The sequence below is a fragment of the Streptomyces pseudovenezuelae genome (genome assembly GCF_001513955.1).
GTDB classification, from domain to species: Bacteria; Actinomycetota; Actinomycetes; order Streptomycetales; family Streptomycetaceae; genus Streptomyces; species Streptomyces pseudovenezuelae.
The window spans coordinates 966698-987944 of sequence record NZ_KQ948145.1; the positions used below are offsets into that span (position 1 = coordinate 966698).

At 71.0% G+C, this 21247-nt stretch carries 19 protein-coding genes; 6 read left to right on the forward strand and 13 right to left on the reverse strand.

The window, feature by feature from the left end; translation table 11 throughout:
- Window positions 1-19 precede the first annotated feature (19 nt).
- On the forward strand, window positions 20-622 hold the full coding sequence (locus AQI94_RS11795) for a rhomboid family intramembrane serine protease (RefSeq protein ID WP_031057957.1): 603 nt from the start codon (window positions 20-22) through the stop codon (window positions 620-622).
- Window positions 623-1094: 472 nt separating this feature from the next.
- On the opposite strand, the gene mqnP is transcribed toward AQI94_RS11795, so the two are convergent.
- The 3 genes from mqnP to AQI94_RS11810 are packed head-to-tail and all read right to left on the reverse strand — an operon-like array spanning window position 1095 to window position 3939.
- Window positions 1095-2018, reverse strand: coding sequence for a menaquinone biosynthesis prenyltransferase MqnP (mqnP, locus tag AQI94_RS11800; RefSeq protein ID WP_199814394.1), 924 nt, complete (start codon window positions 2016-2018; stop codon window positions 1095-1097).
- Entirely contained in the window at window positions 2015-2485 is a 471-nt protein-coding gene (locus AQI94_RS11805) for a hypothetical protein (RefSeq protein WP_031057960.1), read from the reverse strand. The genes mqnP and AQI94_RS11805 overlap by 4 nt, the downstream gene beginning before the upstream one ends.
- Entirely contained in the window at window positions 2482-3939 is a 1458-nt protein-coding gene (locus AQI94_RS11810; RefSeq protein ID WP_031057963.1) for a menaquinone biosynthesis decarboxylase, read from the reverse strand. Before AQI94_RS11810 ends, AQI94_RS11805 begins: the two co-directional genes overlap by 4 nt.
- An 87-nt stretch (window positions 3940-4026) precedes the next feature.
- Here AQI94_RS11810 and AQI94_RS11815 point away from each other — a divergent pair, with 87 nt between their 5' ends.
- Both AQI94_RS11815 and AQI94_RS11820 read left to right on the forward strand, forming a co-directional pair.
- Entirely contained in the window at window positions 4027-4416 is a 390-nt protein-coding gene (locus AQI94_RS11815; protein WP_031057965.1) for a PLD nuclease N-terminal domain-containing protein, read from the forward strand.
- Between the two features lie 81 nt (window positions 4417-4497).
- Entirely contained in the window at window positions 4498-5889 is a 1392-nt protein-coding gene (locus tag AQI94_RS11820; RefSeq protein WP_031057966.1) for a purine-cytosine permease family protein, read from the forward strand.
- A gap of 15 nt (window positions 5890-5904) precedes the next feature.
- On the opposite strand, the gene AQI94_RS11825 is transcribed toward AQI94_RS11820, so the two are convergent.
- Window positions 5905-6879: an isopenicillin N synthase family dioxygenase gene (locus tag AQI94_RS11825; protein WP_031057969.1), complete on the reverse strand. Its 975-nt coding sequence runs from the start codon at window positions 6877-6879 to the stop codon at window positions 5905-5907.
- Window positions 6872-7321: a nucleoside deaminase gene (locus AQI94_RS11830; RefSeq protein WP_031057972.1), complete on the reverse strand. Its 450-nt coding sequence runs from the start codon at window positions 7319-7321 to the stop codon at window positions 6872-6874. Before AQI94_RS11830 ends, AQI94_RS11825 begins: the two co-directional genes overlap by 8 nt.
- A gap of 93 nt (window positions 7322-7414) precedes the next feature.
- On the opposite strand from AQI94_RS11830, the gene AQI94_RS11835 reads away from it, so the two are divergent.
- Window positions 7415-8677, forward strand: a complete 1263-nt coding sequence (locus tag AQI94_RS11835) for a PucR family transcriptional regulator (RefSeq protein WP_031057974.1) — start codon at window positions 7415-7417, stop codon at window positions 8675-8677.
- On the opposite strand, the gene AQI94_RS11840 is transcribed toward AQI94_RS11835, so the two are convergent.
- The gene (locus tag AQI94_RS11840; RefSeq protein ID WP_404817899.1) at window positions 8674-9492 is read right to left on the reverse strand and encodes a transglutaminase-like domain-containing protein; all 819 of its coding nucleotides are present in this window, start codon (window positions 9490-9492) and stop codon (window positions 8674-8676) included. The two genes, AQI94_RS11835 and AQI94_RS11840, sit on opposite strands and share 4 nt — an antisense overlap.
- Before the next feature lie 234 nt (window positions 9493-9726).
- Here AQI94_RS11840 and AQI94_RS11845 point away from each other — a divergent pair, with 234 nt between their 5' ends.
- Both AQI94_RS11845 and AQI94_RS11850 read left to right on the forward strand, forming a co-directional pair.
- Window positions 9727-11835 carry a hypothetical protein gene (locus AQI94_RS11845; protein ID WP_031057980.1) on the forward strand — a complete coding sequence of 703 codons (2109 nt, stop codon included), beginning with the start codon at window positions 9727-9729 and terminating at the stop codon, window positions 11833-11835.
- Complete coding sequence (locus AQI94_RS11850; protein ID WP_031057983.1) at window positions 11835-13397, forward strand: type 1 periplasmic-binding domain-containing protein; 1563 nt, start codon at window positions 11835-11837, stop codon at window positions 13395-13397. Before AQI94_RS11845 ends, AQI94_RS11850 begins: the two co-directional genes overlap by 1 nt.
- A 24-nt stretch (window positions 13398-13421) precedes the next feature.
- Here the strand turns inward: AQI94_RS11850 and ccsB are convergent, their stop codons facing one another.
- The 7 genes from ccsB to hemL all read right to left on the reverse strand — a co-directional run bounded on the left by ccsB (window position 13422) and on the right by hemL (window position 21143).
- A complete protein-coding gene (gene ccsB, locus AQI94_RS11855) occupies window positions 13422-14528 on the reverse strand; it encodes a c-type cytochrome biogenesis protein CcsB (RefSeq protein ID WP_031057986.1) in 1107 nt (368 codons plus the stop codon).
- On the reverse strand, window positions 14525-16216 hold the full coding sequence (gene resB / locus AQI94_RS11860) for a cytochrome c biogenesis protein ResB (protein WP_031057988.1): 1692 nt from the start codon (window positions 16214-16216) through the stop codon (window positions 14525-14527). The genes ccsB and resB overlap by 4 nt, the downstream gene beginning before the upstream one ends.
- 3 nt (window positions 16217-16219) lie before the next feature.
- Window positions 16220-16993 carry a cytochrome c biogenesis CcdA family protein gene (locus tag AQI94_RS11865; protein ID WP_031057992.1) on the reverse strand — a complete coding sequence of 258 codons (774 nt, stop codon included), beginning with the start codon at window positions 16991-16993 and terminating at the stop codon, window positions 16220-16222.
- A gap of 1 nt (window position 16994) precedes the next feature.
- Window positions 16995-17603 carry a TlpA family protein disulfide reductase gene (locus AQI94_RS11870; protein ID WP_031057994.1) on the reverse strand — a complete coding sequence of 203 codons (609 nt, stop codon included), beginning with the start codon at window positions 17601-17603 and terminating at the stop codon, window positions 16995-16997.
- 66 nt (window positions 17604-17669) lie between these two features.
- Complete coding sequence (locus tag AQI94_RS11875; RefSeq protein WP_031057996.1) at window positions 17670-18956, reverse strand: polysaccharide deacetylase family protein; 1287 nt, start codon at window positions 18954-18956, stop codon at window positions 17670-17672.
- Window positions 18957-19137: 181 nt separating this feature from the next.
- A complete protein-coding gene (locus tag AQI94_RS11880; protein ID WP_031057998.1) occupies window positions 19138-19827 on the reverse strand; it encodes a histidine phosphatase family protein in 690 nt (229 codons plus the stop codon).
- Complete coding sequence (gene hemL / locus AQI94_RS11885) at window positions 19824-21143, reverse strand: glutamate-1-semialdehyde 2,1-aminomutase (protein WP_031058002.1); 1320 nt, start codon at window positions 21141-21143, stop codon at window positions 19824-19826. Before hemL ends, AQI94_RS11880 begins: the two co-directional genes overlap by 4 nt.
- Window positions 21144-21247 lie beyond the last annotated feature (104 nt).

Here is a 21247-nt window from a genome sequence, read left to right on the forward strand (position 1 = left end):
TGAGGGGATGGGGGTTGCCATGACAGGCAAAGAACCTGAGTGGTCGCGCGGTGACCGGGCGAAGGCCGCGGCCAAGCTGATGGTGGGCTGGGTCGCGCTGCTGTGGCTGCTCGAAGTGGCGGACGTGGCGAGCGGTCACGCGCTGGACGGCCTCGGCATCACGCCCCGCACCCCGTCCGAGCTGGTCGACGTCGTCCCGGCCGCCTTCATCCACTTCGGCTTCGCCCACGTGGCCGCGAACAGCGTCCCGCTGCTGGTCATGGGCTTCCTCGCGGCCCTCGGCGGGCTGCGCCGGTTCGCCGCCGTCTGTGCCCTGATCATCGTGGCGGACGGCCTGGGCGTGTGGCTCATAGCCCCGGCCCACACCAACACGGCGGGCGCGTCGGGCCTGATCTTCGGCCTGTTCGGCTATCTGGTGGTGACGGGCTTCGTGGAGCGCCGTCCGCTGGGCGTCCTGGTGGGCCTGCTGATCGCGGCGATCTGGGGCACGTCGATCGTGGTCGGCCTGGCCCCGACCCAGACGGGCGTGAGCTGGCAGGCCCACCTCCTGGGCCTCATAACGGGCCTGGCGGCCGCGTTCCTCCTCAGACGCAAGCCAGGTCACCACGCGATCGAGTCGTGAACCAGTTCAAACACCGAGCAGCCCGAACCTACTCAGGGGCCCGCTAGGCCTAGTAGCAACAGCGCTCACGCCCAGACACCATGAACCCGCACCTACCCGGGGGCGCGGGGAACTGCGCGACAAGCCCCCACCGGCCCGCACCCCGCTAGGCCTGGTGGCAACAGCGCTCACGCCCAAACACCATGAACCCGCACCTACCCAGGGGCGCGGGGAACTGCGCGACAAGCCCCCACCGGCCCGCACCCCGCTAGGCCTGGTGGCAACAGCGCTCACGCCCAAACACCATGAACCCGCACCTACCCAGGGGCGCGGGGAACTGCGCGACAAGCCCCCACCGGCCCGCACCCCGCTAGGCCTAGTAGCAACAGCGCTCACGCCCAAACACCGTGAACCCGCACCTACCCAGGGGCGCGGGGAACTGCGCGACAAGCCCCCACCGCCCCGCACCCCGGCACGAACCTGCGGACCCGCCTCAGACCGTCAGCCCCCGCACCAGCAGATCCAGCAGCGCACACACGAACAGGGCGATCCCGATGAAGCCGTTGACGCTGAAGAACGCCCGGTTGAGCCGGGACAGGTCATGCGGCCGCACGATCGAGTGCTCGTACACGAACGCACCCGCGACGATCATCAGGCCCACCCAGAAGAAGCCGCCCGCGTCCGTCGCGACGGCGTACCAGATCAGGAGGGACGTCGTCAGGGCGTGACACACCCGCGCCCCCCAGATCGCCGCCGGGATCCCGAACCGCGCCGGCACCGACCTGACGCCGATCTCCCGGTCCGTGTCCACGTCCTGGCAGGCGTAGATCAGGTCGAACCCGCCGATCCAGATGCCGACGGCGAGGCCGAGGATCACCGCGTCCCAGGACCACTCCCCGGTGATCGCGAGCCAGCCGCCGACCGGCCCCATCGCCTGGGCGAGACCGAGGATGGCCTGCGGGAAGTTCGTGAACCGCTTGCCGTACGGATAGACCACCATCGGGATCACCGCGACGGGCGCCAGCGCCAGGCACAGCGGGTTCAGCAGCGCCGCCGAACCGAGGAAGACCACGACCGCGACCAGCGCCCCGGTCCAGGCGTGCTTGACCGACATCGCCCCGGTGACCAGCTCCCGCTGGGCCGTCCGGGGGTTCCGCGCGTCGATCTCCCGGTCGATGATCCGGTTGACCGCCATCGCGAAGGTGCGCAGGCCCACCATGCAGATCGTCACCAGGAGCAGCCGCCCCCAGTGGATGTTCCTGTCCCACTCGTACATCGCGGTCAGCGCGGCGATGTACGCGAAGGGCAGCGCGAAGACCGAGTGCTCGATCATCACGAGGCGCAGGAAGCCCTTCACCTTCCCGGTCGGCTGCGGCGCCGGGCCCGGGCCCACGACCCCGTCGGCGGTGGTCATCATGCGAGGCTCCCGAGGAAGGCGTCGAGGTCGGTCAGGAGTGCGGCGGCGGGCAGCGGACCCGTCTCCACGGTCACCGGTGTCCCGGCGTCGTCGGGCGGGGTGATGTGCGCCGTGAAGGCGTATCCGTCCGCGCCGGCGGGACGGGCCTCCAGCCGCAGCGCCGCTCCGCCGTCGACCGTGAACGGGCCGTCCGCCGCGGTGAGCTCCGCGCGCAGCCGCTCCGCGAAGTCGGCGGGTTCCGCGTCGCGCACACCGGGCAGCTCGAAGCCGTCGCCGTCGCCGCCGTGCTCGAACAGGACCGCCCAGGTGTCACCGGGGCCGGCGAGCTCCTCCGGGGTGACGCCCGCCTGCTCGGCGGCCAGCCGGACGCCCGGGTCGGCGGGGTCCAGCCGGGGCCGTACGAGCGCCACGTAGTCGGTGTCGGTGCCGATGAACAGGGCCGGGCCGCCCGCGGGGATGGGGCTCACAGGCCGTACTCCTTCCACCGGCGGTCGACCTTCGACGCCGTCTCCGGGTCGGACAGCACCATCTCGGGCCAGCCGCCGTCGCGCGTGTAGCCCTCCTCGGGCCACTTCCTCGTCGCGTCGATGCCCGCCTTGCCGCCCCAGAACTGCTGGTAGGAGGCATGGTCGAGGTGATCGACGGGTCCCTCGACGACCGAGAGGTCACGGGCGTAGTCGGTGTTGCCCAGCGCCCGCCAGGCGACCTCGTGCAGATCGTGGACGTCGCAGTCGGCGTCGACGACCACGATCAGTTTGGTCAGGGACATCATGTGTGCCCCCCAGACCGCGTGCATCACCTTCTGCGCGTGCTTCGGGTACTTCTTGTCGATCGAGACGATCGCGCAGTTGTGGAAGCCGCCCGCCTCGGGCAGGTGGTAGTCCACGATGTCCGGGACGATGATCTTCAGCAGCGGGAGGAAGAACCGCTCCGTCGCACGGCCCAGCGGTCCGTCCTCCGTCGGGGGGCGGCCCACGACGATCGACTGGAGCAGTGGCCGCTTCCGCATGGTCACGCAGTCGATCGTCAGCGCCGGGAACGGCTCCTGCGGGGTGTAGAACCCGGTGTGGTCCCCGAAGGGCCCCTCCGGCAGCATCTCGCCCGGCTCCAGCCAGCCCTCGATGACCACCTCGGCCTGCGCCGGGACCTGGAGCGGGACCGTCTTGCAGTCCACCATCTCGATCCGCTTGCCCGCGATGAACCCGGCGAAGAGGTACTCGTCGATGTCCCCGGGGAGCGGGGCCGTGGAGGCGTAGGTGACGGCGGGCGGGCAGCCGAAGGCGATCGCGACCGGGAGGCGCTCACCGCGCCGGGCGGCGACCTGGTAGTGGTTGCGGCTGTCCTTGTGGATCTGCCAGTGCATGCCGATCGTGCGCTTGTCGTGGCGCTGCAGGCGGTACAGACCGAGGTTGCGGATCCCGGACTCCGGGTCCTTGGTGTGGGTGAGCCCCAGGTTGAAGAAGGACCCGCCGTCCTGCGGCCAGGTGAAGAGCGCCGGGAGCATGTCGAGGTCCACGTCGTCGCCGGTGAGGACGACCTCCTGGACCGGGGCCTCCCCGGCCTTCACCTTCTTCGGCGGGACGTGCGTCATCGCCCCGAGCTTGCCGAAGGCCTCGCGCACGCCCACGAAGCCCTGCGGCAGTTCGGGACGCAGCAGCCCGCCGATCTTGTCCGAGATGTCGCCGTACGACTTCAGGCCGAGGGCCTTCAGCAGCCGCCGGTCGGTGCCGAAGACGTTCATCGCGAGCGGCATGGCCGACCCGCGGACGTTCTCGAAGAGCAGCGCGGGGCCGCCCGCCTTCTGCACCCGGTCGACGATCTCCCCGACCTCGAGATACGGGTCGACCTCGGCCTTGATCCGCTTGAGGTCTCCCTCGCGTTCCAGTGCCCTGAGCAGGGAGCGAAGATCGTCGTAAGCCATGGGGTCCAGTATCCCCGAGCCGCTACCCTGACCCCGTCAGGGGCCCGCCACAGGCTCCACACCGCGTTCCCTGGGGGGCCACAAGACATGTTCCGGCTGCTGATGTACCTGATCCCGCTGGCGCTGACGATCTACGCGTTCATCGACTGCCTCAACACCCCCGAGGACGAGGCGAAGCATCTTCCCAAGATCGCCTGGGTCTTCATCATCCTGCTGTTCTGGATCGTCGGCCCGATCGCCTGGCTCGCCGCGGGCAAGCTGCGCACCCCGCCGGCGGGCGGCCGCACCCCCTCCGAGTGGCACCGCAACCACCGCATGGAGTACGTCGCGCCCGACGACAACCCCGAGTTCCTGAACTCCCTCAAGGCCGAGAACCAGAAGGACGAGGCCCTGCTGAAGGACTGGGAGGCGGACCTGCGCCGCCGCGAGGAGGAGCTCAAGCGCCGGGAGCAGGGCGAGGACCCCAGGACCAACTGACAGGCTGTACGTCGGCGAGCCCCCCGAAGCGGACATCGCGCCCCTGGGCGGGGCCGCGCGGGGGCCGGACACTTACCTCGCATGACGACAGCACCCGCCGACTCCGCCGGCACCCTCGCTCCCGCCTACGGTGACAAGGTCATCGCCGTCGAGGCGACGGGCTCGGAACCCGTCCCCGAGGCCGAACGCCACGGCGGCCCGCTCCAGTTGGTGTGGACCTGGGCCTCTCCCAACATCGAGTTCGCGACCGTCTTCATCGGGGTGATCGCGGTCCTCTTCTTCGGCCTGAGCTTCTGGCAGGCCACGGCCGCCATCGTGCTGGGCACCGCCCTCGGGGCGATCACCCAGGGCGTCCTGTCCCTGGACGGGCCCCGGTTCGGGGTGCCGCAGATGGTGATCGGCCGCCTGTCCTTCGGTCACCGCGGCAACATCCTGCCGGCCGCGGCCAACGGCCTGGTGGCGGGAGTCGGCTGGTTCGCGGTGAACAGCGTGAGCGCGGCCTTCGCGCTCAACACCCTGACCGGGCTGCGCCCGCTGCCGTCCCTGCTCCTGGTGGTGGCCGCCGAGATCCTGATCGGCTTCATCGGCCACAACTTCGTCCACGCCTTCGAGCGGTACGCCTTCCCCGCCCTCGCGGTGATCTTCCTGCTCGCCGGGGTGTGGACCTTCAAGGACGCCGATCTCGGCGGGGGCGGCACGGGCGGCGGCATCGGCGGCTTCCTGCTCGCCTTCAGCGCGGCCTGGGGCTACGCGGCCGGCTGGAACCCGTACGCCTCGGACTACTCGCGCTATCTCCCCCGTACGGCGAACAAGCTCAGGACGGTGCTCTACCCGGCGCTCGGCCTGTTCCTGTCGGTCACCGTGGTGGCCGTGATCGGCGCGGCCTCGGCGACCCTCGTGGCCCCGAAGGACGCGACCCCGACGGCGGCCTTCACCGGCCATCTCCCCGGCTGGCTGGGCGACCTGGTGCTGATCGCGATCATCCTGGGCGCGGTCTCGGCGAACGCCCTGAACGTGTACTCCGGCGCGATCTCGATCGCCTCCTTCGGCCTGGACCTCCCGGCCTGGCTGAGCCGGAGCGTCCTTGTCGTGGTGTCCGGGGTCGCCGGTACGGCGGCGGCGTGGGCCTCGCTCTCCGACGCGGGGGCGGCCTACGAGGCGTTCCTGCTGGTGATCGCGTACTGGGTGGCGCCCTGGCTGGGCGTGGTCCTGGTGGAGCGGTGGCTGCGGGCGCGGGTGCCCCAGGAGCAGTCGGCGGCCCGCCTGACCGACCGCTCCTTCACCAACCGTCCCGGCCTCGCGGCCCTGTTGACCGGCGTGGCGGTGTCGGTGCCCCTGTTCTCCAACCAGGAGGACTACGTCGGCTATGTGCCGGAGCACTGGCCGTCCTTCGGGGACATCACGCCCGTGGTCGGCTTCGCGGTGAGCGCGGTGCTGTACGCGGCACTGCGGAGGCGGTTCCCGGCGCGGTGAGGGGTCGGTCCCCGGTCAGCCGACCGTGATCGAGTCCAGCTTCGCCCTCAGGTACACGTGGGAGTCGACGGGTTCGTACGCCACCCTCCCGACCGGTGCCGGGACGGACTCGACGGTCGTGCCGGGCGTGCACTCGCCGAAGTAGACCAGGGACATCAGTTCCTCGGCGGGCGCGTCCGCCGGGGGCGGGAGCACCCGGTGGCGGCCGGAGCGCCAGCGGTCGCCGGTCCAACGGGCCATCAGGTCGCCGATGTTGATGGTGAAGGCGTCGGGGTCGAAGGGGGCGTCCTCCCAGCCGCCCTCGTCCGTGAAGACCTGGAGGCCGCCCTTGCCGGCCTGCCGGTCGAGGATCGTGACCGTGCCGAAGTCGGTGTGCGGGCCGATGCGGAACTGCCCGGGCTGCGGCTCCCCGGTCACCTCCGTGCCCGGATACCAGTTGATGTTGAAGCCGTAGGTCGGATGGTCCATGTGCCGGGAGAAGAAGTCGGGGGCGAGCCCCAGGGCCTCGCCGAGGAGACGGAGCAGCTGCTTCTCCAGCTCGCCCATCCTCCGCAGGTACTCCTCGCACAGTGTCCGCAGTTCCGGCACCTCGGCGGGCCAGACGTTCGGTGCGTACCACTCCGCGTTGACGACCGGGTCCTCGAAGGGCTCGTGCGTGGCGAAGGTCAGCGACTCCTTGAGGTCCGGCGGGGTCTCGGTGCCCTCCGAGTAGCCGTTGGCCTCGGCGCCGGGACCGAGCCAGCCACGACCGCCGACCTTCGCCTCGTACGCCTTCTTCGTGCCGGCGGGCATCCGGAAGAAGGTTCGCGCGGCCTCCCGGATCCCCGAGCGCAGGGCCGGGTCGACGCCGTGCCCGGTCACCAGGAAGAACCCGGCGGTCTGGAGGGCCCGGTCGAGGGTGCGGGCGGTGGCGGCCCGGGCGTCGGGGTCGCCGGCGAGCCAGGGCCCGAGGTCGACGGTCGGAATACGGGGCTGGGGGGTGTCACTCACCGATGTCCTCGTTCCACAGTGCCGGGTTCTTCTCGATGAAGTCGGTCATCATCCGTACGCACTCGGGATCGTCGACGAGCACGATCTCCACACCGTGCTCGGCCAGCCAGTCGTGCCCGCCGTGGAAGGTGGTGGCCTCCCCGACGACGACCCGCCCGATCCCGAACTGCCGGACCAGACCGGAGCAGTACCAGCAGGGCGAGAGGGTGGTCACCATCGTCGTACCGCGGTACGACCGCTGGCGTCCCGCGGCCCGGAAGGCGGCCGTCTCCGCGTGCATCGAGGGGTCGTCGTCCTGGACGCGCCGGTTGTGGCCGCGCCCGAGGAGGGTGCCGTCGGCGTCGTAGAGCGCGGCCCCGATGGGGATGCCGCCCTCGGCGAGCCCGGCGCGGGCCTCCTCGACGGCGGTGGCGAGCCACCGGTGTGCCTGTGCCTGATCCATGTCTCTCACTCTCCTGTGGCCGAAACACGAGGGCAACGTGCGGAAAGTACTCTCCCGGCAGCCCACAGCCGGACGAACTGTCGGGAGGCGCGCATGCCCGCACTCACCCTTCGCGAGATCCTGGCCCTCGATCCCGTCCGCGCCGCCGAGCCCGAACTGCTCGCCGGGCACACCGCGCTGGACCGCCCGGTGCGCTGGGTCCATTCGAGCGAGGTGTACGAGGGCGCGAACTTCCTGGACGGCGGCGAACTGCTGCTCACCAACGGTTTCGGGCTGACGGGCGCCGCCGAGGAGGTCCGCCGCCGGTACGTCCGCGAGCTGGCCGCCCGGGGCGCCGCCGGGCTCGCGGTGGAGGTCGGCCGCTCCCTGCCCGACATGCCGCCCGAGGTCACCGACGAGGCCCGCCGCCTGGGACTGCCCCTGCTGGCCCTGCACCGGGTCGTGCCCTTCGTGCGGATCACGGAGGCCGCCAACCGGGCGATCGTCGCGCGCGGGCTGTCCGGCCGTTCGGTGGTACGGCCCTGGGGCGACGACCATACGGCGGCCCTGCTCGCCGACCTCGCCGACCGGGCGGCGCTGAACCAGCCGGAGGTGGAGGCGCGGGCGGCGCTCGCCGGGTTCCATCCGGGCCCGGGAGCCCGGCTGATCGGGGTGTCGCTGCACGGCACCCGGGAAGTGAGCACCGTCGACCGCGCGGTACGGCTGCTGGGCGGGGCCGGAGTGCTGCGGGCCGCGTTCCCGGGGGACGTCCTGGCGCTGCTGTCCCTGCCCGGGACGCGTCCCGGTGACCCCGTGAAAGCGGTGCAGGAGGCCTTCCGCACGGCTGCCGCCGCCGGGCTCACGGTGGCGGTGGGCCACGCCGTCTCCGCCTCCGACGGCGGCTGGCTGCGCTGGAGCGACACGCTGCGGGCGGCCCGTACGACCCTGGAACTGGCGTTGACCGTCCCGTCGGCCGAACCGGCCGCCCCCGAGGGCCCGTTGGTGACCTCCTCCCGGGCCCTCGCGCTGGAGCGGGAGCTGACGCGGGGCGGGGTGGACGCCAACCGGGACCGTCTGGCGGCGCTGGTGCAGCACGCCCTGGGGCCGTTGCTGGCCTGGGAGGCGGCCCACCCCAGCGACCTGGTCCGCACCCTGGAGACCCATCTGCGCAACGGCTGCTCCCCGACCCGCACCGCGGCGCTGCTGCACATCGGCCGCCAGTCCCTGTACCAACGCCTGGAGCGCATCGAGTCGTTGCTAGGTCTGGAGATAGACGACCCGGACCTGCTGGGCGAGTTGCTGACGGCCACCTGCGCACACCGGGTGGTACGCACGACGAAAGCCGTCGCACGGGGCGGGCTGCGGACGGTGGCCTAGCGCAGGGTGACGAGGTGCGTCCCGACGAACGGCGCGTAACACGTCACCGTCGAGGGCGTCCGCAGCACGTCGTCCTCGGCGAACACCTTCCGCACGGCCTCGAACGACACCTCCCCGCTCACCAGGGGTGCCACCCGGTCGTAGCGCTCCAGCTCCTCCTCCTCACCCCACACGTCCCACAGCAAGGTCTCCACCTTGTTGAGCGCGGCGAGGTCGAGGCGGATGTTCCCCGCCACGAACCGCTCCCCGACGAACGGCTCCTCCCCGGGCAGGCGCAGCCCGAACCCGGTCTCGTCCGCCCCGCCCTCCCGGATCGCCCGCCAGGCCTCACCGGCGACGAGGAACCGCGACCGGGGAACGTCCATCGGGTCGAAGTCCACCGGCCAGTTCGCGGTGATGCCGGGGTCGACCAGTTGCGCGTCCGCCAGCAGCCAGCCCCGCTTCTCGTCCCAGTACTCGGTGACCACGTGGTCACCGTGGAAGCCGGTCGAGGAGAAGTAGTCGGCGAACCCGGACCGCAGCCGGGCCGGGATGCCGGCGTGGCGCAGGAGCGAGACGTGCAGCAGCGTGAAGTCGCGGCAGACCCCGACGAAGCGGTCGCCCGGCTCCCGCCGCACGGTCAGCGGCGCGTCGTTGCGCTCGACGATGATCCGCAGGATGTCGTCGATGTACCGGGTCTCGGCGTCCTGGTAGAGCCGGTCGGTGGGATGGGTGTGCCCGAAGAACTCGCCCTCGACCCGATGGATCATCACTTCCCGGACGATCCGGGCGAGCCGAGCGGGGTCGCGCGGCAACCCGGCGTACCGCGGGGCCATGTCCCCGGGGTCGGAGAACACACTCTGCGTCGCATAGAAGGAGAGGGGCACGACGGGCCTCCCGAAGGCGTCATAGGCCACGTGTTCGATTACGGGCCGGCGCACCCCACCGTGCCAAAATGTCCCGCTCCATGTCCAGCGGACACTTTCGTAACTCAACGGACATCACGCGATCTGGTCCGATCCAACTCCCCCTCCTTACCCTGGGATTGACAAAGAGCGCGCATGGGGGGAATGCGGGTGCACAGACAGCTGCACGGGCGCGGGGCACTGTTCGACACGGAACCGGCGGGGCTCGCGCCACGGCTCGTGGGGCTGCGGCCGCACCAGCACCGGGCCATCGCGGTGGAGCATCCGCAGGAACTCCCCTTCGTCGTGCTCACCGGCGCGCGCGGAACGGGCAAGAGCGCCCTGCTGGCCGAGCTGCGGAGGGCCTACCACGGGCACACCCCGGTCGCCCTGGTCGACTGCGAGGCGGCCGAGTTCGCGGCGCCGCCCGCGGGCCGGGACACCGAGGCCTGGTCGCCCGTGTCGCAGGCCCTGCTGGTGATCGCCGAGCAGCTCGCACAGCCGGTGACCGGCGCCGGACGGATCACCTTCCCACGGCTGATGTCGGGCCTGGTCGCGGTGGCCGCCGGAGGGTGGCGGGACGCCGACTCGGAGCGGATCCGGCGCGAGGTCGAGCGGATCCTGCTGCTCAACGAGAGCGGATCGTGGATCGCCGGGTTCGCCGGCCGCTGGGCCGGGCGGGTCGCCGCCAACGTCGCCGCCGCCGCGACCGGCACCGGACCGCTGCTGTCCTCCGCCATCGAGGCGACCCTGGAGTCCATCTCCGACAGCTTCGTCCACCGCCGCCGGCAGCGCGCCGCCACCTGGTGGCGCGACTACCCCAACGCGAGCCGCAACGCCCGGCGCGGACTCATGCTGCTGTCCGGGCACTTCAGAGCCGGCGGCACCTCCCGCGAACACGCCGAGCGCCATCTCGTGCGCGCCCTGCTCGCCGACCTCACCGACGCCTACGCCGGCGTACTGCCCCGCATGCAGCGCCTGGGCCGGCCCCTCGTCCTCGTCGACAACGCGCAGTCCGCGCCCGGCCCCGGCCTCACCGACCCCGTCCTGCGCGACCGCTCCGCGGGCATCGCCGACCAGGTCGTCTTCATCACCGCGCTGCGCGGCACCGGCCGCCCCGCCCTGCGCAACGCCGTCCGGCGCACCCTCCCCGAGGTCGCCCGGCGCACCGACTGGACGCCCGACCCGGCCTCCCCCGCCTCCCGCGCCCTGCTGGTCTCGCTGCCGCCGCTGACCGCCGACGACACCCTGCACATCGTCGACGAGCACCAGGTGCCGCCCCAACTCCCGCACGCCGTGCACCGGTTGACCGGCGGCAACCCGCTGGGCATCACCCTGCTCACCGAATCCGCCGCCCAGAACGGCACGGGCTCGCTCGGCGAACTGCTCACCTCGGACGTACGGCTGCACGAGGACCGCGACGGCAGGCCCGCCTACGTGGAACTCCTGGACCGGCTCGTGCCCGCCGACCGGATGGAGGAGCTGACCGTGCTGGCCGCCGCCCACGACCACGACTCCGCCACCGCCCTGGCCGCGGCCCTCCTGCCGGACGACTTCGGCCCGGCCGACGTACGGGCGCTGCAGACCCGGCTCGTCCAGGAGGGGCTGCCGGAGGTGCCGGGCAGGTTCGTCGGCGACCCCTTCGTGCGGACGCTGCTGCTGCTCCGGCTGCATCACCGCTCCGCCGACCACGGGCGCTGGCGCGCGACACACGAGACCCTGATCGCGCACTACGCGCCCCCCGGCCCGGACGAGGCCCACACCCGCTACCGCCTGCACCACGAACTCGCCCTCGGCTCGACCGAGTCGGCCGTCGCCCACCTGCGCGACACCTTCACCGCCCTGGACACCCGCACCTGGCTGCGCACCCTGCGCTTCGTCGCCTCGGCGCCCTACTTCCACGCGCACGACGCCGAGGGCCACGACTTCGCCGCCCACGACGACCGGCGCGCGGCGATCGCCCTCGGCCACACGGACGCCGCCCAGCCGATGCCGGACTCGGCGGACGACCACGCGGTCGCCGTACTGCACCTGCGGATACGGCGGCTGCTGCACGCCGTGTGGCAGCTGACCGATCCGCTCGCCCTGCCCGACCCGAAGGTCTGCGACCGGCTGCGCTTCGAGCTGGAGCAGCTGTCCAACCTGCGCCCGGCCGGCAACGCGCTGCTGTGGCGGGCCTCCCGGGACTGGCCCGAGGACGCGCTCGCCGGCCGCCCGCTCAGGATCCCCGACGGCAACGACGACGACAGCGGCGACGGCGAGGGGGCGGCGTAATGGCCGGGACAGGCTTCGGAACACGGCTGCGCGAGGGCGTCTGGGAGATCCCCCTGCGCCGGTACGTCGCCCTGCTGCTCACCCTCGTGGTGCTGGGCGGTCTGGGCTTCGTCGTGCGCACCCTCGCCCACGACGACCGCTCCTGCGCGAAGGGGGTCCTCAGAGCGGAGGGCAGCGACGAGTGCGTCGGCGTCTCGGCGACCGGCTACGACTGGGGCCGGGCCCCGCTCCGGCCGGTCGTGCGGGCGATCGACCGCGAGAACCGGTCCATCAAGGGCCCCTACGTCACCGTGGCCCTCCTGGAGCCCTTCACCGCGACCGACGCCGACAACCTCGGTGACGTGCTGCACGAACTCCAGGGCGCCTATCTCGCGCAGTACCAGGCCAACCACCGGTCCAACGGGACCGTCCCGGCGATCCGGCTGGTGCTCGCCAACCCCGGTGCCACCGGCGCCCATTGGGAGCACACCGTCGAGCAGCTGGCCGGCATGACCGGGGCGAAGGACCGGCTGCGGGCGGTCGCCGGGGTCGGGCTGAGCACCGCCGAGAACAAGCGGGCCGTCGCCGCGCTCACGGCCCGGGGGATCGCGGTGATCGGCACTTCCATCACCGCCGACAACCTCGCCAACGGACAGCACGGCAAGGACCCCTTCCCCGGACTCGCCCGGGTCGCCCCCACCAACACCGACGAGGCCCGCGCGCTCACCTCCTTCGCCCGGGTCGCGGCCGACAAGGCGGTCCTGGTCCACGACCAGAAGGCGGACGACCCGGACAACGGCGACCCCTACTCGCTGACCCTGCAGCGCTCCTTCGAGAAACTGCTCAAGGGATCGCCGTACGCCCCCTGGTCGTTCAACCCGCCAGACGACCGCAGCCTGGAGGGCAGTACCGCCAACGACTTCGAGCAGATCACCCACCTGGTCTGCGACACGGACGCCGGCACCGACACCATCCTGTTCGCCGGACGCCACACCCAGCTGCGGCAGTTCATCAACGCGCTCGGTGAACGCGGCTGCCAGAAGCGCAGGTTCACCCTGCTCACCGGCGACGAGGCGTCCTACCTCACCGGCGACAAGGACCTGAACCGGGACGCCCTGAACCACAACCTCACCGTCCGCTACACCGCGCTCGCCCATCCGGACGCCTGGCTCACGTCCCCGCCCGCCACCGGGGGTTCGGCCGCCGACGCGCAGGCGCTGCTGGACCTGGTGCGCGAGGGCCAGGGCGACAAGGTGGGCCCGATCGGGGACGTCGACCTGGAGGACGGGCAGCTGATCATCGCCCACGACGCGATGCGGCTGACGTACCAGGGCATCCGGTTCGCCAAGGGCAGCAAGGACATCCCCACCCTCGAAGAGGTCCGCAACGAGTGGCGGCTGATCAAGGGCACCCAGCAGCGCGTCGACGGCGCGAGCGGCTGGATCTGCCTCGACAACCACGGCAACCCGTACGACAAGGCCGTACCGATCGTGGAACTGACCTCGCGGGGGACCGCCCGCTTCGTGCGGATCGCCTGGCCGGAGGGGAAGCCGCCGGCAAAGGAGTGCCTGCCGCCCTCGTAGGACGGCAGGCAGGGTCCTCGGGGCTCAGACGCCGGCGTACGAGTGCTTTCCGGTGACGAAGATGTTGACGCCGTAGTAGTTGAACAGCCAGCAGCCGAAGGCGAGCATCGCCAGGTAGGCGGCCTTGCGGCCCTTCCAGCCGGCGGTGGCGCGGGCGTGCAGGTAGCAGGCGTAGGCGACCCAGGTGATGAACGACCAGGTCTCCTTGGGGTCCCAGCCCCAGTAGCGGCCCCACGCGTCGCCCGCCCAGATCGCGCCCGCGATGATCGTGAAGGTCCACAGCGGGAAGACGGCCGCGTTGACGCGGTAGGCGAACTTGTCGAGGCTCGCGGAGGCCGGCAGCCGGTCGAGGACGGAGTTCGCGAACCGGCCGGGCGTGCCGCCGGACGCGATCTTGTTCTCGTAGCTGTCCTTGAAGAGGTACAGGATCGTGGCGACCGCGCCGACGTAGAACACCGCGCCGCAGAAGATCGCGGTGGAGACGTGGATGTACAGCCAGTACGAGTGAAGGGCGGGAACCAACTGGTCGCTGGCGGTGTACAGGACGGTGACGGCGAGGCCGAGATCGAGGAGGACCGTGGTGACCAGGAACAGCCCGAGCCAGCGCACGTTCTTCTTCAGGGCCAGCAGCCCGAGGTACACGGCGACGGCCACCGTGGAGAAGGTGATGTTGAACTCGTACATGTTGCCCCAGGGCGCCCGCTCCACCGAGGCGGCCCGGGCGACGACCCCGCCGAGCTCGATGAGGAAGGCGAGCACCGTGAGGGAGATGGCGATACGCCCGTAGAGGTCGCCCTGCTCGTCCCCGCCGTGCGCCCCGGGCCCGTCGGGCACGTCCCGCGAGCCCGCCGCCGACCGCACCACGACCTGCGGCCGCTCCAGTACGGCGGTGCTGCCGCCCTGGTTCACGGTGACGGCCGGCGCCTTGGCCTTGGTCTTGGTCTTCGCGCCGGCGGTGAGCGCGGCGGCGGTCCGGCCGACCTTGCTGCGGCTGCCGAGGAGCCATTCGGCGATGTACGCGAAGAAGGCCAGGGTGTAGACGGCCATGGAGGAGTAGATCAGCGTGTTGCTGATGTTGGCGAGGTGCTCGTTGGTGGCGGTGGCCAACTCGGTTGCGGCGGCGAGAGTCACTTTTCAGACCCTTCAGAGGGTGCTTCTTGGGGTTCGGGGGTGGATTGCTCGGTTTGCGACTGGTCGTACAGCACTCCTGCCAGCTCGCCCAGTTCCTCCGGCAGCTTCGCCGACTCGCTGCGGCCGAGGCCGGCCATCTCCACGACCGTCACGCCGTCGTCGCCGCGCACCGCCCGCACCCACACCCGGCGGCGCTGGATGAACAGGGACGCGGCGAGGCCGAAGATCGCGGTGAGGGCGCCGCCGAGGGCCCAGCCACTGGCGGGCTGCTGGACGACCTGGAAGTTCGCCCACTGCTTGGTGCCCTCGTAGGTGACCGAACCGGCGCCGTTCGGGAGCTTCATGGTCTGGCCGGGCTTCAGGTTCTCCCTGAGCTCCTGGCCCTTGGCGTCCTTGAAGTCCTTCACATGCGACTTGTCGAGCTGGTACACGCTCTGCGGGATGCCCGAGTCGACACCGAGGTCACCGTGGTACGGCGTGAGGTTGAGCACCGGGTTGTTCAGCGCGGGGAAGGTGGAGGCCGTCTCGCTGCCCGTGGTGTAGGTCGGCAGGAAGAAGGCCGAGATGCCCAGCTGCTCGCTGACGCCCTTGGCGTTCTTGTAGCCGTCGAGGACCTTGATCACACCGGTGGAGGTGACGTTGGAGTCCAGCGGCAGCAGCGCGACCGCGTCGCGGTAGACGACGTTGCCCTTGCCGTCCCGCACGGTGATGAGGGGCGCGTAGCCGTGGGCGGTGAGGTAGACCTTCGCGTCGCCGACCTCCAGCGGCTCGTTGACCTTGACGAGGGTCTTCCGCCCCTTGCCGTAGGCGCCCTCGCTGTAGGTGATGGCCGCCTGGTAGAGGCGCGGGGTGCCCTTGTTGGGGCCGGTGGTCTCGTAGGTGCCGGTGAACTTGTTCAGGCGGAAGCTGAGCGGCACCAGGTCGCCGGTGTCGAAGAGGTTCCCGGACTTGAAGTCGTCGTACTGGGTGAGGGTGTTGGAGAAGCCGTCGCCCTCGACGACCAGCTTGTTGCCCTCGGACTTGAACAGCTGGCCCCAGGCGAAGGCGGTCAGCAGCACGATCAGCGCGATGTGGAAGGCGAGGTTGCCGACCTCGCGCACATAGCCCTTCTCCCCGGCGACGTTGTCACCGGCGAGGTGGGCGCGGAAGCGCCGCTTCTTCAGGAGGGCGAGCGCGGCCTCGCGGACCTGCTCGGGCTCGGCGGCGGTGCGCCAGGTGGTGTAGGCGGGCAGCCGGGTCAGCCGCTTCGGCGCGCCCGGCGGCCGGCTGCGCAGCTGCCCGACGAACTGCCAGGTGCGGGGCACGATGCAGCCGACCAGGGAGACGAACAGCAGGATGTAGATCGCGGAGAACCACACCGAGCTGTAGACGTGGAAGAGGCCGAGCTTGTCGTAGACGTCCCCGAGGGTGGGGTTGTTCTTGACGAAGTCGGCGACCTTCGTGGCGTCGGTACCGGACTGCGGGATCAGCGAGCCGGGGATCGCGCCGAGCGCCACCAGCAGGAGCAGCAGCAGCGCCACCCGCATCGAGGTCAGCTGGCGCCAGAACCAGCGGGCCCAGCCGATCGCTCCCAGGGTGGGCAGGTTCGGCGGCCCCTCGACCGGGGCGGTGGACAGCTGGGAGCCGGCGGCACCGAGGTCCTGGTCGCCGACGGAGGCGTCGGGGGTGGCGGGTGTGGTCTTGCTCATGGATCAGATCCCCACAGTGAAGCCGGCGGACCAGGACTGGACGTCCTGCACGAGGCGGTCCCACGCGCCGGTCAGCAGCAGCAGCCCGGTCACGATCATCATGGTGCCGCCGATGCGCATGACCCAGGTGTAGTGGCGCTTGACCCAGCCGAAGGCGCCGAGCGCCTTGCGGAAGGCGACCGCGGCGAGCACGAAGGGCACGCCGAGGCCGAGGCAGTAGGCGACGGTCAGTATGGCACCGCGGCCGGCGCTGCCCTGTTGGGAGGACAGGGCGATCACCGAGGCGAGGGTCGGGCCGATGCAGGGGGTCCAGCCGATGCCGAACAGCGCGCCCAGCAGCGGGGCGCCGACCAGGCCCATGGTGGGTTTGTTGTGGAAGCGGAACTCCCGCTGGGTCATCCAGGGCATGAGGCCCATGAAGAAGACACCCATGAGGATCATGAGCACGCCCAGCACCTTGGACAGCACGCCCTGGTTCTCCTGGAGCGTCTGGCCGAAGTAGCCGAACAGCGCCCCGCTGGAGACGAACACCGCGGTGAAGCCGAGCACGAACAGGGAGGCGCCCGCGACCATCCGGCCGCGTCGGGCCTCGGCGAGATCGGTGCCGGTGACGCCGGTGACGTAGGACAGATAGCCGGGGACCAGCGGCAGGACGCACGGGGAGAAGAAGGAGACCAGGCCGCCGAGGACCGCGATGGGCAGGGCGAGGAGCAGGGCGCCGTTGAGGACGGTGCCGTTGTAGCCCGTCTCGGCGGCGAGCGTGACCACTGCGCTCACGTCACTTCTCCGCGAGGACCGGGTCGATCATCTTGCGCAGCTTGCTCTCGCTGAGCGCGGCGAGCGAGCGGGCGGCGATCTTCCCGTCCCGGTCGATGACGAGCGTGGAGGGCACGGCCTGCGGGTTGAGGGTGCCCTTGGTGAAGCGGAGCATCAGCTTGCCCATCGGGTCGTACAGGCTGGGGAAGGTGATGCCCATGTCCTTCTCGAAGGCGCGGGCGTTCTGGACGCTGGTGTCGCGGGTGTTGACGCCGACGAACTGCACGTCCTTGCCCTTGAGCTCCTTGTTGACCGCTTCCAGGTTGGGTGCCTCGGCCCGGCACGGGGCGCACCAGGAGCCCCACATGTTCAGGACGACGACCTTGCCCTTGTAGTCGGCGACGTCGAGCTGTCCGCCGTCGACGGTCTTCCCGGACAGGTCGGGGGCGGCGCCCCGGTCCCCCTTGTCGGCGGTCGAGATGCCGTCCGCGCCCATGACGAAGTTGGTGTCACCGCCGCCGCCCGAGGTGCCGCCCGAACTGCAGGCGGACAGGGTCAGCGCTGCGGCTGCGGCACCCACGCTGAGCAGGGTGGTGCGGACTCGGGAGCGGCTACGGCTGGCGGCACTCATGTGAAAAGTTTCGCATGCCCGTTCCGGGGATCTTGGGCACCCCCCTTGCGGGCGGAAACCCGCATTTCAGGCAGCGTTCGAGGAGGCCGTCGAGGAGGGTGTCGAGGGCGCCTTGAGGAAGGTCTTCCAGCCGCCCGCCGGCTCCTGGCCGACGTCGAGCGTGCGGAGCTCGGCGAGCACCTCGGGCTTCTGCACGTCCATCCAGTCGACGAACTGCCGGAAGGAGACCATGCGGACGTCCGCGCCCTTCTCCTTCTCCCGCGCGATGTGCTTGAAGGCCTGCTCGACGGCGTCCATGTAGATGCCGCCGTTCCAGTGCTCGAAGTGGTTGCCGACGAAGAAGGGGGCGCGGTTGGTCTCGTAGGCCCGCTGGAAGCCGGCGATGTAGGCGCCGGCGGACTGCTCGCGCCAGGCCGGGTAGTTGTGGGCGGGCGCGTTGGTCGAGTTGATCGACTGGTTGGCGAGCATGTTGTAGTCCATGGACAGGACCTCGAAGCCGCGGCCGGGGAACGGTATCGCCTGCAGCGGCAGGTCCCATATGCCGTTCTTCTTCTCGGGCCAGACCTGGCGGCCGCCGGGCGAGGAGGCGTCGTAGCGCCAGCCGAGCTCGCGGGCGGTGGGCAGCAGGTTGTTCTGGCCGAGCAGGCAGGGGGTGCGGCCGCCGACGAGTTCCTTGTCGTAGTCGAAGGGCAGCGCGGGCAGGTCGGTCCAGCCGGTGTTGGTGCGCCACTCCTTGACGAACGACTTCGCCTGCTCGATCTCGCTCTTCCACTGCTGGGGCGTCCAGTTGCCTACGGTGCCGTAGCCGGAGCAGAAGTGGCCGTTGAAGTGGGTGCCGATCTCGTGCCCCTCGAGCCAGGCCCGGCGGACGTTGGTGAGGGTCGCCCTGACGTGCTCGTCGGTGAGGTAGCCGATGTCGGAGGCGCCTCGGGGGTTGTTCGGGGGGTCGTAGAGCCGCTTCTTCGACTCGGGCAGCAGATACAGCCCGGACAGGAAGAAGGTCATGTGCGCGTCGTGCTTCCTGGCGAGGTCGAGGAAGCGCGGGAAGAGGCCGTTGCCGACCTCGCCGGCGCCGTCCCAGGAGAAGATCACGAACTGCGGCGGGGTCTGGCCGGGCTCCAACGGCACCGGCTTGCCGGGCTGGTGGGGCTGCTTGCCGGTGAAGGAGGTGGAGCCGTCACCGATGGGGCGGGCGGTGGGCGGCTTCTTGCTGGGCGAGGCCCCTGCGCTGTGGGTCACCCCGCCCGACCCGTTCCCGTCCGAGCCGGTGAGGGTGCCGCACCCCGAGAGACCTACGGCGGCCGCGGCGCCCGCACCGAGACCTATTGCTCCCCTTCGGCTGACAGCGCGCATGTTTCCCCGATTCGTCACGTTCTTGGGTGGTCACCCAGTCAGAGGAGACGAGGAGGGGGAAGGTTCCGGCACTTGTTCCGGATTCGGTAACAGAGACGCGCCCGAAGGGGCGCGGGGAACTGCGCGACCAGCCACGACGGGCCCGCAGCTCCCCACGGCCTTGCTCGGTTCCCGCGGAGCGCTACGCCCCGAACGCCTTGCTCTTGCCCTTCGCGGGCTTGGCACCGGCCCGGAGATGGACCGGCACGAGATCGATGGCGGGCTCGGAGTACCCCACGGACACGATCCGGTCGCCCTGGTACGTGAAGGACGTCAGAGAGGCGAGCGTGCACTGCCGCTTGCGCGGGTCGTGCCACAGCCGCCGCTTCTCGACCCACGACCGCACGATCCAGATCGGCAGCTGGTGGCTGACGAGCACGGCCTCGTGCCCCCGCGCCCGGTCCCGGGCCGCGTCCAGCGCGCCCTTCATCCGGACGACCTGGTCGACGTAGGGCTCGCCCCACGACGGCTTGAAGGGGTTGACGAGGTGCTTCCAGTTGTCGGGGTTCTTCAGCGCGCCGTCGCCCACGCCGAAGGTCTTGCCCTGGAAGACGTTCTCGGCCTCGATGAGCCGCTCGTCGGTCGCGAGGTCGAGGCCGTGCGCCTTGGCGATCGGCGTGGCGGTCTCCTGCGCCCGCTCCAGCGGGGAGGCGCAGACGTAGGTGACGTCCCGGGGGGCGAGGTGCTCGGCGACCCGGTCGGCCATCTGCCGTCCGAGCTCGGAGAGGTGGTAGCCGGCGAGACGGCCGTAGAGGACCCCGTCGGGGTTGGCGACCTCGCCGTGCCGCATGAGGTGGACGACGGTGATGTCGCTGTTGGTCGGGGTGCTCATGCTGCCGTGGCCTCCGCCGCCGCTCGGGCCGCCGCCGGAAGGGCGTCGGCGATCCGCTGAACCGCCTGCTCGTCGTGGGCCGTGGAGACGAACCACGACTCGAAGGAGGACGGCGGCAGGTAGACGCCGTTCTCCAGAAGGGAGTGGAAGAAGGCGGTGTAGCGGAAGGACTCCTGCGCCTTGGCGTCCTCGTAGTCGCGCACCGGCCGGTCGGTGAAGAACACCGAGAACATGTTGGAGGCGCTCTGCACGGTGTGCGCGACGCCCTCCTTGCCGAGCGCCTCGGAGACCAGCGACTGGATCTGCTCGGAGACGGCGTCGACCTTGACGTAGGCCGCGTCGTCGAGCAGCCGCAGCTGGGCCAGTCCGGCGGCGGTGGCGACCGGGTTACCGGAGAGGGTGCCGGCCTGGTAGACGGGCCCGGCGGGGGCGAGGTGGGCCATGACGTCCGCGCGGCCACCGAAGGCGGCGGCGGGGAACCCGCCCCCCATGACCTTCCCGAAGGTCAGGAGATCGGCCTTGACCCCGTCGATCCCGTACCAGCCGCTCCGGCTGGTACGGAACCCGGTCATGACCTCGTCGGAGATGTAGAGGGCGCCGTTCTGCGCGCAGGCGTCCTTCAGCCCCTGGTTGAACCCGGGCAGGGGCGGCACGACGCCCATGTTCCCGGGCGAGGCCTCGGTGATGACGCAGGCGATCTCTCCGGGGTGCCGGTGGAAGGCCTCGTGGACGGCTTCGAGATCGTTGTACGGCAGCACGATCGTGTCGCCGGCCTGGGCACCGGTGACGCCGGGGGTGTCGGGCAGCGCGAAGGTGGCCACTCCGCTGCCGGCCGCGGCGAGCAGGGAGTCGACGTGACCGTGGTAACACCCGGCGAACTTGATGACCTTGGTGCGCCGGGTGAAGCCGCGGGCGAGCCGGATGGCGGACATGGTGGCCTCGGTCCCGCTGGAGACGAGCCGCACCTGGTCGACCGGCTCGACCCGGGCGACGATCTCCTCGGCGAGCGCGACCTCGCCCTCGCCGGGGGTGCCGAAGGAGGTGCCTTTCGACACCGCCTCCTGGACGGCGGCGATCACCTCGGGGTGGGAGTGCCCGAGGATCATGGGTCCCCAGGAGCAGACGAGGTCGACGTACTCGCGACCGTCGGCGTCGGTCAGGTAGGGCCCGGTGCCGGACACCATGAAGCGGGGGGTGCCGCCCACCGCACGGAAGGCGCGGACCGGGGAGTTCACGCCGCCGGGCGTGACGGCGGACGCGCGGTCGAACAGGGCCTGCGAGACAGGCGCATCGTACGAATAGGGCAATTCACTCATATCCTGCGACTTCTCCGACCTTCTCCGGTTTGTTCGGCTTTCTCGGATCCCGTTGCCGGTGACTACCTCAGGGTAGGCCAGCCCTCGAAACCTCCCGGCGCCCC